We start from the raw sequence: 13,673 nt of genomic DNA, 5'->3' as shown, positions 1-13,673 counted from the left end.
ATAATAGTAACGGGGGGCACTCGCCACGTTATTTGTATTAAATTTACGCAATACTTACTACTGCCTTAATGTAAGCTGTCTTTTGTAATTTTTTAAAATGGATTAAAGAAAACCCCAACTAATCTTAAGGTTAGCCAAGTTAACAGATTAGTATGGCTTGTTTTTTTTATCATTTTCTTAATATTTTCTTAATATTTTCTCGATATCTTACGAAATAAAAGAACATAAAATTTAGGTGTCCCCATGGGCAATCATAGCAGTGATAGAATTTCTACTCTAAATAGAATCCAAGAAGGTGACAAAGTTCTAACGACCAAGATAAATCATGAAAATGATAAAATTAAAACGTTGAACATCATCCCAGAAATCGATGTTATAGCGCTTCTTGATGAAATAAATCACCCTATACTTTTTAAACCTGCCGCTTTGTCTAAAAAATCTAAATTTTTAGAACGTTTAAAGATAATACCTTGGTTATCAGGTCTATTAAGTAAGATTGATACTATAAGTTCAACGTTAATTAAGATATTACAAAGTGAAGGTAACCTTTCACCATCCTTAACTACAGCGAGCGCAACGCTGCAATGGGTAGACTTAGCGCTAGCAATCATTAATTTTGTGCGCATTCCAGCGATTTTTCTAGCAGCGGCTATTTTAAAAGAACCACTCCCCTTTACCCTCTCTAAAGGAGGGCAATGGGCTTATGCTGGGATTTTATTGGGTTTAACTATTGCTTCTCTTGCTGTTCCAGGCGTAGGCCCCCTTATTGGGTTAGCAACCACCGTGTTTGTGCTAAGTGTTTCTGTTTTTACCTTAGGCCGTTTAATTTATCAGCGTGTGCAAATTAAAGAGCAATTAAAAAATCTTAATAAAGCCATTGCAGAGGAAACTAACAATTTAGAGAAAATACGTAGTCAAGCAAAAGAACTGCAACAAACATCTGTCAGTAGTCAAGATGTCTTGACGCTAAAGGAAGAGTATGACAACTGTTGTAAGCGATTACAAAGTTTGCATGATCAAAAAGGACTTTATGACTATAAATTAGCAAAACGAGGATCACTTGTGATTGCCAATAGGGCTGTAGGGATTAGTTTAGTATCCTTAACCTTAGCAGGGATAGCCACGTCAGTATTCTTTCTACCTGTGGGTTTGATTATTATCGCCTCAGCATCAGCAGCAAGTTTGCTTTATTTAATCGGCCGCGTCCTTATCCCACCTATTTTGGCGAAGACTGCCTTTGCTAAACAAGGGCGCGCAGACGATATTAATCAAGCCAGTATCAACGACGAGATTGAAGCACAAACAGACCTTAATCATTCTACTAAGGTTATACTTAACATTCCTGTTTCGCCTGATTTTATTGAAGATAGTCATGCTACAGATGAGGTGCAAACGGTAGAAAAAGCAGAAAGCAATCCATTGAAAGACAATATAAGTACAACTGCACCATCAACAGTTCGTGCTGCGGATCCTGATACCACAATACACTTTTAATGTGGAAGAGGTAGATGCTAATGGCTTATCCACAAAAACGGTGGATAAGCATGTGGAGAAACAGGGATAACTCGTTTATTCTTTTAATTGACGAGCATGAAACCGTAAATGATCGTCGATGAAACTCGCAATAAAATAATAACTGTGATCATAACCAGGTTGCATGCGTAGAGTCAGCTCAATACCAGCCTGTTTGCAAGCATCCTTAAATAAATCTGGTTTTAATTGTTCTTGTAAAAAGGGATCCCTTGTCCCTTGATCAATTAAAATGCTGTGATTTGGCCACCCGCGAGCGACAATCAATTCGCAAGCATCATAATCTTTCCAGATTGCTTTGTTATCTCCTAAATACCCGGTAAATGCTTTTTCCCCCCAGGGGCATTGGCTAGGGGCACAAATAGGTGCAAAAGCAGACACGGAACGATACTGTTGTGGATTTTTCAAGGCTAATGTAAGCGCGCCATGCCCGCCCATGGAGTGACCAAAGATACCACAAGCGGCTTTATCAACTGGGACAAGTTCTTGCACTAGCGCTGGTAATTCTTCTTGAATATAAGTCGCCATGCGATAATAATTTGACCAGGGCGCTTGGGTCGCATCAAGATAAAACCCAGCTCCAACCCCAAAATCATAATCCGTATCATCACCTGGTAAATTAACCCCACGCGGGCTGGTATCAGGTACAACAAGGATTAAACCCAACTCTACAGCTAGGCGTTGGGCGCCAGCTTTAGTAATGAAATTTTGTTCATTGCAGGTCAAACCTGAAAGCCAATACAAGACTGGCAGTTTATGCTTATTTGTTTGAGGTGGTAAAAAAAGACCAAAACGCATGTTGCATTGGGTCGCTATGGATTGATGGGCGTACACACGTTGCGTGCCGCCAAAACAGCAATGCTCTTCAACAAGCTGAACAGTCATGATGAGCTCTCCAGGTAAACTTTAAAAAGTAACGACTGTGCGAATTGATTTACCCTGGTGCATTAAATCAAATGCGTCATTAATTTGTTCGATGGGCATAACATGGGTAATTAAATCATCAATATTAATTTTGCCATCCATATACCAATCCACAATTTTAGGCACATCCGTGCGCCCACGTGCGCCACCAAAGGCTGAGCCTTGCCATACTCTACCTGTGACTAGCTGAAAAGGCCGGGTGGCAATTTCCTGACCGGCTCCCGCGACCCCAATAATCGTAGAAACTCCCCACCCTTTATGACAGCACTCTAACGCCTGGCGCATCAATGTCACATTGCCCACACACTCAAAACTATAATCAGCACCACCTTTAGTCAGTTCTACTAAATAGGCCACTAACTCCTTATCACCAATTTCTTTAGGATTCACGAAATCGGTCATTCCCATTTTTTTGGCTAATGTTTGGCGCTCTGGATTAATATCAACACCAATAATCTGTTCGGCCCCTACCAGGCGTGCGCCTTGAATGACATTAAGTCCTATGCCGCCTAGGCCAAATACAACAACTTTAGAACCAGGCGTCACTTTCGCCGTATAAATAACCGCACCAATGCCTGTGGTTACCCCACAACCGATGTAACACACTTTCTCAAAAGGAGCATCAGAGCGAATTTTGGCTACGGCTATTTCGGGTAAAACCGTGTAATTAGCAAAGGTTGAGGTACCCATATAATGAAATAATTGTTGCCCATGCAAATGAAAGCGGCTTGTACCATCTGGCATAAGCCCTTGACCCTGCGTATTACGGATTGCCTGACATAAATTAGTTTTTTGCGAGAGGCAATATTCACATTGCCGGCATTCAGGCGTATATAAAGGTATAACATGATCGCCTGGCTTTACTGACGTCACGCCTGAGCCAACTTCAACCACAACTCCTGCCCCCTCATGACCAAGAATTGCAGGAAATAAACCTTCTGGGTCGCTGCCTGATAAAGTAAAGGCATCGGTGTGGCAAACACCTGTTGCTTTAATTTCAATCAACACCTCGCCCGCTCGTGGGCCTTCCAAATCAACCATCTCAATAGCCAAAGGCTTTTTGGCTTGGTATGCTACTGCTGCTTTTACTTGCATTAATCGTGATCTCCAAATTTATACCTATTATTGTTTTTAAGAAAGCAAATTTAAATTAATTTAATACCTTATAGCTATTTTGGTGTGCCTACAAATGGATTTAGTGCGAATTAAATAGTTAGCCAAAGCGCATGACTATAAAAAAGTTGATTTTATTTTATAAATCCATAAACTGTTGTTTTCAATCGCTTAAAAAATTTTTTATCTAATTTTTAATTATTAAACGGATTTAATTTTGAAAAAATTATTCTTTTTTATTTTTATTGCCCCATCCTGTCTTTATGCCAACCCATTAAATTTCTTTGTTGCTGGTGGAGCGACTGCTGCACGGCTTAAAAACGAGACAGCACTGGCCATAAATAATTTAGTTACGAATAATTATCACACAAGCCGTGAATCCCATTGGCAGGGCTTTTGGGGTGGCGGCTTTAATCAAACGTTTAGTGGTTTTTTAAATAATGTGTCCTTGTCCTTAGGACTTGCCGGTTATTCATTATCCTTAGGCAAGGTTCAGGGAATTGAGTATCCTTTTGTTAATGAAGGCTTATTTGATACGTTAAATTACCGATTTCAGGTAGAAAATAAGTTACTGCTGGTTGAATCTTATTTAGCTTACTCTGCCTGGAATAATTGGCAGCCTTTTCTCTTGGCAGGCATTGGCAAAGCGTGGAATCACTTATATAACTATCAAGAATACCCCACTCATCCTGCCTCAAGTGCTGCTACCTCGCAGCTATTTAATGATAACAAGCACCAAGACTTTTCCTATGAGTTAGGATTAGGCCTCCAATATCATTTACTTGCAGATAAGTCACGCAAAATGAATTATTCTGCTTCTTTAGGTTATCGCTATTTTAATTTAGGTGAAGGAAAACTAGGCTTATCGAATCAAGCCGCGACCACCTTAAAAGTCAGAAATTTATATGCGCAAAGTATTATTTTTGCCATTCATATTTCATTCACTGAAAGCTAAGTTTTAGGATAAATTGCATGAAAACAGGGACTAACTTTTTACTTGCTAAATTATGTTACTTTTTCCTAAGCAGCGCTTATGCAGCCGCCATTTTAGATATCGTACCAAGCAGTACCTATCCTATCGCTATTGCCGCAAATGGGGCAAGCTATTTAACGTATACTGTTAAAAACAATACCACGAAAACGCTAACTGCCATCACCATTGACTCAAGTTATGGCAATCCAGGCAATGTCTTGATTTTAGCGCTAAACGGCAATCAATGTAAGCAGCTTAAGCCAGGTGCAAGCTGTCAATTTACGGTCAGCATTCAAGGTAACAATCAAGCGACATTTGCAAGTCTTACGCCGCGTGTTTGTGCTTATCGTGGCACTGTTTGCTCAGTCCCTATTTTGAGTAATCGCGTGCTCGTTATCGCGAGTCGCAATATCCCCAATTCTACCTTTCCCCTGCCTTATGTAGGCACATTTTACCCTATTTATAATTCAGGCCCCGGACAATGGATTGAGCCAACTTTTTCTATGCCTTTTAACCGGATTAATACCATTTTTATAGCCTTTGCCCACACTTACCCCTATGCCAATGGCGCAATTTTAACCTATGAAGCTGGCCAAACCGATCAGGCTGCACGCATAGGACGGTTAGTGCAAACCGCCCGCCTTCTAAACCCTTCCATCAAGTTATTAATTTCGTTAGGCTGGGGTAAGAATGATTGGGCTTATATCAATACGGATTATGTTAATCATGCCAATATTTTTATCCCTAGTGTCATCCAATTTATTCGCGCCAATCAATTAGATGGTCTAGACATTGATGATGAAGAAATTGGTGGAACAAGCGGTAGAATCCCGCAACGACATTTCAATAGCGTCATTACCAATTTAAGAAATGCCCTAAATTATGCATCCCTACAAGACAATAAGCCTTATTATTTAACTATTACCCCAGCCGGTAATAATTCTCAACAAGGTGGGCTTGACGATACGCAAGTTAACGCCGCTAATGCTTCTAATTTTAATCTGATTAATATTCAAACTTACTATAATGGCAGTGAAACCTTTGGCCAAGATTTCTTAAGTAGCCTTATTAATATTGGCTATCCTGCTACCCAAATAGCCAATGGCATTGATACGGAAAAATGCCAGCCAACTATCCCACCCTATTTGGGATTAGCTGGGTTATTTAACTGGAATATGACGGCTGACAGTGCCTGTAATTTCAGATACACCATTGAAATTGCTAATTTGTTAGGCTATTACGGTTAGTTTTCAATTTTTAAATGTTAGGTTAAAGTCGCACCTAAAGTGAATAAATTTGATACTCAAAGATCAAAAGATTAAATAAAAAAGCTTTTAATAATCAGGGTGTTTTTTACGTTGACTTCAGTATGAAGGCCAATTATGCTGACCTTCAATTAAACATAATGATAATTTTACAACATGAAAAAAATTCTACCTGGTGTTTTGCTAGTGTTATTTTCGCCTTTTGCTGGTGCAGAGGCGCTCATTGATAGCGATGTCATAAATAATATAAAACAAAAACAAAGACAAGCTATACAACAAACTAATTCCAGCAATGAATCTAAAATTTCTTTATTGATTTTTTTGCATTCACTTAACGAGAAGCCCTCTTTCTTAGAAGAGCTGCGTAAATACCCAGGTCTTGCTATTCAAGAAATAAACTTCATGCCGGCTGTTACAATCACTATGCCTGCAAACCTACATTTATTAAATAAACTAGCAAACCACTCTGCTGTCGCACAAATTTCTGCTAACAATTTAGGAAAAACAGAGCTTGATATTAGTACTCAAATCCTAAAACTAAGACCTTCAAAAACTTATCCAGAGGTGAAAAACTGGTGGGATCATGGTTATATTGGCTGCAAAGGAGTCATTGGCTTGATTGATGATGGTCTTGATCCTACTCACCCGGCCTTAGCCAATAAGACATTAATTGTACGCAAAGAAGGAGGTTCCCTTTATTCTAATTTTTTAAATGGTGTACGCTCACCTCATGGCACAGGCGTGGCTTGTATTTATGCTAGTAATAATAAAAATTATAAGGGCATTGCCTATGGCGCTAAAAAATTTGTTTTAGGCTTATCAGGCAAAGAAACGCCAAACATCGAAGATATTATGTTAACCATGAGCACCTTAGATTGGATGTTAACGCGGGCAAAGCTCAAACCAACTGTTATTAACTACAGTATGGGCAATGGGAAAACGGCTTGCCCCAATTGTCCTGAATGGAGTGGGCTTGCAAAAGTTATTGATTACGTTGTTAATCATGAAAAGATCTTATGGGTTAAATCGGCAGGTAACGCAGGCTATATCGCCCCAACCAATCAAGCACCGTTTGCGTCTACTTTAACTGTGCCAGGTGATAATTATAATGCGCTTACCGTTGCTAATATGAATCCTATTGTTACAGAGAATGGTATTGCTTATAAAACCGAAAATCGAGATAAACACAGTATTCGCTCAACGAGCAGCCGCGGCCCAACGACGTCTGGACGACGCAAGCCTGACTTAACCGCTCCTGGGCATAGCACGAGAACTTGCGCGCCTGATCCGGAAACTTATCCTTTTAAATACACCGATAGCATGGATTATAAAAGCGGTTATCGGCTCATGACTGGAACCAGCGCTGCTGCTCCTCATGTTGGCGCTGCGATTTTATTAATTCAAGATGCAGGAATTACTAATCCTTTAGCGATAAAAGCTCTTCTTATCAATAGTGCTGATACGTGGACTGATAATGGCAACGAAGAGCCTTATAGTGGAGATATTAAAAATCATTTTCCCATCAGGGGTTCACAATGGAATAGAACGTATGGTTGGGGTTACCTGAACATGGAAGAAGCGTTTGAGCAACGCAAAAATATCATTGAAGATAAGGTAACGTTAGAACATTCTTCCTTAACTTATGACACTTTTTTAGAGGTGGGTGACAAAGTCACACTAGTTCATGAGCGCCGAGTCGGCTATTTTAAAGATAATACGGAATGGCAACTTAGCCATCTTTCACTGGAATTAATTGATAAAGAGACGGGTGAGGTGATTGCCTATGACGACAGCCCAATCGATACCGTTCATCAAGTTGCAAATTGCAAGCTCTTAAGTGATGGCAAATGTTCTCTAACCGATAAACCTAGGCATGTTTTGGTACAGGTTAAGCTGGTAAGGCCAATAATTGATGGCAGCGATAACGAGCCTTTTGCATTAGTCTTAAAAGCTATAAAGTAATAGATAAATTAATGTTAGAACAAATTGTCTTTGCGAGCGAAGCAAGGCAATCCATTTCAGATAGTGAACCAGGCTCCGGTCTGGATTGCTTCACCTTCACTGCGTGAAAGTTCGCAATGACGGCGCGATAGTGACTGTGAAAATACCCAAGCATTGCCGTCTTTGCGAGCAAAGCGAAGCAATCCAGTACGAACGGTGAACAGGCCGTTTACTGTACTCAATCCAAACTTATTATTGAGTTAAAATAACTCAATATGTATAATATAAAAACCAATTACTATTTATCCGACAAAAAATTTTATGGCTATTACTAAATTACATGTCAAATTACTTAAGCAAATACAAGAAAATAAACGTATTTTCAAGAAATTCCCCATAGGATACCGATCAATTAAAATTCATCTTAAAGCCTTAAGACAAGATGAGTTTGCGCGCCGGTTTGTTCCAAAAGACTGGACAGGCCAGGGAAGGTTGCCATGAGAAGTAATGATTTTGAATTAAAAAGACAAGAAAAACTTGTGATTGGATGTGGGTCTCTTTGTAAAGAGAGTATGTATCTGGAAGGAGTAAGATTAGGTAAAGTTGATCATATGGAAATACACCCGCCGACTGAATTCTTGACGATGGATTTACCAGGTAGTAGCTATAGGCCAGATATTGAAGGCGATTTAACTGATGCAAAACTTAAAGAAATTTTTCCAAAAGGTAGATTTTCTCAAATAATAATTGAACATTTGCCTCCCGCTGCCATCAATAAACAAGCAATAACTAACTTAAGCTATTTATTAACTGAACAAGGCGTGTGCTTAGGTATATTATCTAGATACCTTGGCCGCTCAATTGCACATGTGGGCATGGATTTTCACACAGGCCTACTTAATAAAATTTGTAGCGGTTTAAAGCTTCCTACGATTGCTTATGAAAAAGACAATTACGAATTCTTTCATAACTTACAATCCTCAGGCTTCCAAACAATATTGTTTCTTGATGATGCTGGCCTTAACTTTGTATTATTCAAAGTAGATGTAATAAAAGCACAAGAAGTTTTTGCTAGTTTAATAAAACGTAATGATTACTTTAGTAACATTTGTCAAAGAAAGGCATTGCTTGAGGCCGGTAAAAGCAATCTAATATGGGGGGCAATAGATAATATTGTACTAAAATCTAAGCTCTTTATTATTAATATGATTGAAAACAGTTCTGAACAAACAAAGGAAATAATTAAATCATTTAATCGGCATATAGTTAGGGATGGTGACTCAGTCCGTGATGAATGTATCGTTGATACTATAGGTTTTTTAGGCAGTAAAAATGCCTTATCCCCTGCCTTATTAAAAGCGTTTTTTAATGACTATAACACCTTATTTCAATATTTATTTTTGGCCAAAAAGCACCTAGACTCGCTTATTAATGTCTTAGAACAAATTAATCAAGAAAGAGAATCATTTAGCTATAGTTTATTTAGCGTCGTTAAAGCGTCTGAAAATAATATTACTGATCTAGAGCATCGTTTTGTTACCAATCTAATCAATCAACTCTTATATTTTTCACCCACAATACATGAAGGTGTTTTAAACGCTATGTTAGATATTAAAGAGAAGAAGGAAGACGTTTGTGAATTAATTTACGTGAAATTTCGTAAAGACATTAAAAATTGCCTTCTTAGCCTATTAGGAACTGAAGCTAATTTGCAAGCATTATTACATGAAATGCTGACCTCTAATCCAGTTTGCATCTAATCAAAAATGTGAAATTCAGCAAATACCAAGCTGGCAATAATTTCTTGCCAACTCAGTGTAATTAGTTGTTAGGAGCTAAAAGCTAAATCGCTCTCTCGCAAGTGGTTTGTCGACCTCGACACGGGCTTGCAATAAGCGCGCTTCTAATTTTTCATTACCACAATAGAAAAAAGAGCCCGCGAGCTTTGACAAGGCTAGTTTATTTGAAATGGCAGGCTCATTAGTGATTGGATCATCAGGCCGAAAACGTCTTCATTACTAATAGGATCAAAACGCCGACCGTGACAAAAAATCACCTTTTCAGCAAGGGGGCTTATTTCTTCTGGTACCTCTACCTCGGCTTGCAAAATATCAATATGGATATCTTCTGGTCTCTCAGAAATTTCTAATATCGCTTCTTCATTCTCTACTACATGCCTATTTTTGAAAAAATTAAATACAGTGTCATTAACCCTTCTAGATGCCGTGTCTTCATTATTGCTAATCACTGGTTCTTGGGCATCCTCTAACGGATCAGAATGGATTGTACTTCCTGAATTATCTGGCTCATCCACTAGATCAGAGTGGATTAAATCCGCTGAAGTAGATAATTCGTCCACGACATCAGACTCGATTGTATCTCCTGAAATAAAAGAATCATCATAATCAGCCGGAATAAATTTATCCACATCGACAAATTTCATACCTAATTTTTCAATACTAGTTTTTAATTGAATCATGCCATCTCTTTTGAGAATGGGATCAGCGCTAGTTAAATAAAAATGGCTTTCATGTATGTTAACGTGATTGCAAGCAGCATCATAAATAGCTTGGATAAGGGGTGTAAATTCATTAACAATGCTACTTGAATGAATCGCGATGACGTTTATTGGTGCTTTAGTTTGCGCATGATAAGATAATAGAGCGAGAAACGGTGTAAAACCACTCCCCGTTGATATCAATACTAACTCTGTTTTCTTACCTTGCGATTGCAAGGGTGAGCCAAATGGCCCGGCAATTTTGGCTTGCATCACTGCAAATTTATTATTAATAACTTGCGAAACAAGCGCTTCAGTCCACTTCCCACTGCTAGCAATATAAAAACGTAAATTATTCTGTTGATGACCATTAGCAATAGTAAACGGATGGCTCGTGTGATAAAGCTTGCCCTCTTCAATTAAGCTAAGGTAAGCATACTGACCAGGTAAGTGTTTGCCAAATTTAGGTGGCTTAGCAATTTCAAGCTCTATTATTCTGCCATAGGCTGTGGCGTGACTCGTCACCGTTGAAAAAGTGAAAAAGAGTTTTTCAATTAGCCTATCTAGTATAAATGCACCCCCCACGCCAAGGACATAAGGCAGTAAGCGTAAATCTTTGGTATGTAATGCATAAGTTGCTATAAATAGTGCAGCGCCTACTTGATGAGGCCTTAGAAAAATAAACTCATAAGGTAGGCGCTTATTTTTCATGTAATTAGATTTAGCTAAAAAATAAGCTCCTCCTAACGGCAATGCCACGGAGCCAAGCAAGATAAAACCCGTTATACCTTCTTGTGTAGTGCTAACTTTAGGCTGATGATAAAGCTGGCCAGCAGTATGTATAACAGAACTAATTGAAATGAAACCAGCCACTGCTTTATGGGTATCAAAGCGTTTGTCTAATCCTAATACATAGCCAATATTACTGCTTTGTAAAACGGATGTCGTTAACCGCATGACGTAAGGGGTAAGGGCTGGAAATAAAACATACTTAATCGTTGCTCCAGCTGCATGAGCGACAGCATTAGCTGGCTCTTCTTGTTCAGCAAACTTTTCCATAATTTTAGCCACAAATACCCCAATAGAGGCAACAACGATGCCGGCAGTTTGTATTAGCTGCGATTTATTATTTTTTATGAAATACGTGCCATAAGACCATGCTTTACTTAAAAAGGAACGAGGGTTTTCTCCCATAGATAGCTATCTCCATAATTTTTTTGTGGCAGCCATTCTATAACAAAAAACCCAGTGCGTCCCGTAAGTCATTAATTAATAAGGATTTAATTTATATTTAAGCTTTTTACCTGCCGTAACAAGTGTATTTTTTTGTCATTTTTATGACATTGAATAGGCAATTAATTAAAATTCTGATTGCGAAGAAACTGCTTTTTCGCAGGTCTGTCGTAAGCTATGAGACATTTGTTGTAAAAGAGTCATCTGCTTACTCGGTAACTCATAAGCCATAACCAGCTTAAGGGGCTCTGTAAAGCTAAGCCATACTTGCCCATTGTCGTCTTGAGTTGCCATAATACGCAGCGGTAAATCTAGCGCTAAAGCCGGATTTTCCTGCATTAATGATGTGCCCTTGGCAGGATTACCAATCAATAAAACTTCGGTAGGAGGAAGGGTTTGCTTGGCCTGCTTTGCTTCATAAGCATGATCAATATGAGCAAAAACTTTACCGCCTTGCTTTTTAATTAGTTTAGTTATACGTTTTATAGTTTCATTAACGCTATATGGGCTTTGCAAGGCTTCAGACCAAGGCGCACCTTGGGGGGATGCAAGTTTAGCATCAAAGGCACCCGCAATTTTACGTGCTAAAATATCAAGATCGGGTAAATTACCTTTATTCGCTAATAAGGTTACGCAGACCAATTCATCAGCTGCCGTAAACCGACTTAAAAAGGCCGAGTAACCTGGAACATTGCCTTTAATTTCCATTAAACCTTGATGTCCCGGAAACAGCCAGCTGGCATTGGATGGGCTAGATAAATTTTTTGCTAAAATCACCGATTTATATAAAAAATCGCGGTCTTCGGGCGCACTAACTAAAATATTCCCCGCAAGGCCAATGTCCCAAAGACTAATATCCTCTGCTGAGGCATAGATGCCAGCATCTGCCTTGACCGCAGCCCAGGAAGCAGGCAGGACAGCATTTAAAGTATTATCCTGTTCACTATAGCCTGTTGCAGGTTCGGTAGGATTAATAAAAGCAGCTTTTTTCAAAAATAAGCTGTGTTTAAACGGCGTCGATTTATTGGTTATTTCATTTTGAATGGTGTTTAAATTACTAAGAAAATAGGTATGCTGTAATCCCATGCGTTCAATCTGATGTTTAGTCACAAAATTCTCAAAGGTGGTGCCACTTGCCTGTTCAATGATTAAGCCCAATAAATAAAAATTAGTGGCACTGGGGCGCATTTGAGCGCCTGCTTTAAACGCTAGTTTGCTACCTTTAATAAGCTTAATAATATCTTGCGGTTGATAATCTCGCGCTGGATCAAAATCTTCAGCTTCTGTGTAATCGGGTAAGCCAGAGCTATGATTTAATAGGTGGCGAATGGTAATAGTGCGCCAGCTTGGTGGTATATTTGCTAGATGCTGATTAACTTTATCGTCTAGTTTAAGCTGGCCTTGCTCTTTTAATTGCATAATTGCAACAGCGGTAAAAGCATGGGTAATTTGGCCGATATTAAACATGGTGTTTGTGGCTACTAAGCGGCCACTATCTAAATCAGCGTAGCCATAACCAACGACACGGGTAATGTATGGCGCTTGCACAATCGCCAGTGACATCCCAGGAATATTATTTTGTTCCATGTAATCGATGATTAATTGATCAACTGTCTTACCCTGGTAAATCGTATGAAAATCGCCGCGGCTTGAACTCTTGTAAGTATTAGTCATGATTCAATTTCCGTATACAATAAGCGCTTTCCTTTTATTGTAGTCGATATCCTAATTTTCTTTTGTCCAAGGAATAATAAGATTAAAGACTCACAAAAATAAATACCAGCCATAACATGCTAACTCCCCAAGTGAGCCACATGGCTTGTTTATATTTTTGTAAAAAAAAGCACACCCAGCCAATAAGTAAACTAAGTATTAATTGCACTGGAAAAAGCACGAGCATCCACACGGCTAAAATACTAAACATGCCTTGGCAGGAAGCGGGGTTATCACAAACCATAGGCGCTAGTGCAAATCCTAAGCCACCCCCTGAAACAAAAAGAATAGCCACAACAGCTAGAGTAAATAACCCTAGTAAAACTAAGCTTATCCATTTAATGCTATTATGCGCCATACCTAGTCCCTTAGCTTCTATGAATAAATGATAGACTATTAATAATTTACTTGATTATTAGGGACATGGATTATTAAACTTACGTCAAATTATGTAGCGAATAGACACTAGTGCTGCACAATTTTA

The 13,673-nt window shown here is 38.8% G+C and carries 10 protein-coding genes; 5 read left to right on the top strand and 5 right to left on the bottom strand.

Annotation, left to right across the window (positions count from 1 at the left end; genetic code table 11):
• Positions 1–243: 243 nt before the first annotated feature.
• Positions 244–1,494 (top strand): hypothetical protein, encoded by a 1,251-nt coding sequence (locus tag DYE47_RS06780; RefSeq protein WP_115302543.1) that lies wholly within the window; start codon positions 244–246, stop codon positions 1,492–1,494.
• Positions 1,495–1,569: 75 nt separating this feature from the next.
• On the opposite strand, the gene fghA is transcribed toward DYE47_RS06780, so the two are convergent.
• On the bottom strand, positions 1,570–2,415 hold the full coding sequence (gene fghA, locus DYE47_RS06775) for an S-formylglutathione hydrolase (protein WP_115302542.1): 846 nt from the start codon (positions 2,413–2,415) through the stop codon (positions 1,570–1,572).
• A 21-nt stretch (positions 2,416–2,436) separates the two neighbouring features.
• Positions 2,437–3,549 (bottom strand): S-(hydroxymethyl)glutathione dehydrogenase/class III alcohol dehydrogenase, encoded by a 1,113-nt coding sequence (locus DYE47_RS06770; RefSeq protein ID WP_115302541.1) that lies wholly within the window; start codon positions 3,547–3,549, stop codon positions 2,437–2,439.
• 235 nt (positions 3,550–3,784) lie between these two features.
• On the opposite strand from DYE47_RS06770, the gene DYE47_RS06765 reads away from it, so the two are divergent.
• The 4 genes from DYE47_RS06765 (at position 3,785) to DYE47_RS06745 (ending at position 9,506) form a co-directional block, all read left to right on the top strand.
• A complete protein-coding gene (locus DYE47_RS06765; protein WP_115302540.1) occupies positions 3,785–4,522 on the top strand; it encodes a hypothetical protein in 738 nt (245 codons plus the stop codon).
• Positions 4,523–4,539: 17 nt separating this feature from the next.
• Positions 4,540–5,787: a glycoside hydrolase family 18 protein gene (locus DYE47_RS06760; RefSeq protein ID WP_115302539.1), complete on the top strand. Its 1,248-nt coding sequence runs from the start codon at positions 4,540–4,542 to the stop codon at positions 5,785–5,787.
• A gap of 174 nt (positions 5,788–5,961) precedes the next feature.
• A complete protein-coding gene (locus DYE47_RS06755) occupies positions 5,962–7,767 on the top strand; it encodes a S8 family serine peptidase (protein WP_115302538.1) in 1,806 nt (601 codons plus the stop codon).
• A gap of 476 nt (positions 7,768–8,243) precedes the next feature.
• Entirely contained in the window at positions 8,244–9,506 is a 1,263-nt protein-coding gene (locus DYE47_RS06745) for a hypothetical protein (RefSeq protein WP_115302536.1), read from the top strand.
• A gap of 194 nt (positions 9,507–9,700) precedes the next feature.
• On the opposite strand, the gene DYE47_RS06740 is transcribed toward DYE47_RS06745, so the two are convergent.
• The 3 genes from DYE47_RS06740 to DYE47_RS06730 form a co-directional block, all read right to left on the bottom strand.
• Entirely contained in the window at positions 9,701–11,437 is a 1,737-nt protein-coding gene (locus DYE47_RS06740) for an NADPH oxidase family protein (RefSeq protein ID WP_115302535.1), read from the bottom strand.
• Positions 11,438–11,602: 165 nt separating this feature from the next.
• On the bottom strand, positions 11,603–13,150 hold the full coding sequence (locus DYE47_RS06735) for a serine hydrolase (RefSeq protein ID WP_115302534.1): 1,548 nt from the start codon (positions 13,148–13,150) through the stop codon (positions 11,603–11,605).
• 82 nt (positions 13,151–13,232) lie between these two features.
• Positions 13,233–13,547, bottom strand: coding sequence for a hypothetical protein (locus DYE47_RS06730; protein ID WP_115302533.1), 315 nt, complete (start codon positions 13,545–13,547; stop codon positions 13,233–13,235).
• Positions 13,548–13,673: the final 126 nt, after the last annotated feature.

The sequence above is a fragment of the Legionella beliardensis genome, assembly GCF_900452395.1.
GTDB lineage: Bacteria > Pseudomonadota > Gammaproteobacteria > Legionellales > Legionellaceae > Legionella_C > Legionella_C beliardensis.
This window is presented reverse-complemented; position numbering and strand designations above follow the sequence as displayed.

Coding starts and splice junctions, on each gene's coding strand:
- DYE47_RS06780 (WP_115302543.1), top strand. CDS start 244: ATGGGCAATCATAGCAGTGATAGAATTTCTACTCTAAATAGAATCCAA.
- DYE47_RS06760 (WP_115302539.1), top strand. CDS start 4,540: ATGAAAACAGGGACTAACTTTTTACTTGCTAAATTATGTTACTTTTTC.
- DYE47_RS06735 (WP_115302534.1), bottom strand. CDS start 13,150: ATGACTAATACTTACAAGAGTTCAAGCCGCGGCGATTTTCATACGATT.
- DYE47_RS06770 (WP_115302541.1), bottom strand. CDS start 3,549: ATGCAAGTAAAAGCAGCAGTAGCATACCAAGCCAAAAAGCCTTTGGCT.
- DYE47_RS06755 (WP_115302538.1), top strand. CDS start 5,962: ATGAAAAAAATTCTACCTGGTGTTTTGCTAGTGTTATTTTCGCCTTTT.
- DYE47_RS06740 (WP_115302535.1), bottom strand. CDS start 11,437: ATGGGAGAAAACCCTCGTTCCTTTTTAAGTAAAGCATGGTCTTATGGC.
- DYE47_RS06745 (WP_115302536.1), top strand. CDS start 8,244: ATGAGAAGTAATGATTTTGAATTAAAAAGACAAGAAAAACTTGTGATT.
- DYE47_RS06730 (WP_115302533.1), bottom strand. CDS start 13,547: ATGGCGCATAATAGCATTAAATGGATAAGCTTAGTTTTACTAGGGTTA.
- fghA (WP_115302542.1), bottom strand. CDS start 2,415: ATGACTGTTCAGCTTGTTGAAGAGCATTGCTGTTTTGGCGGCACGCAA.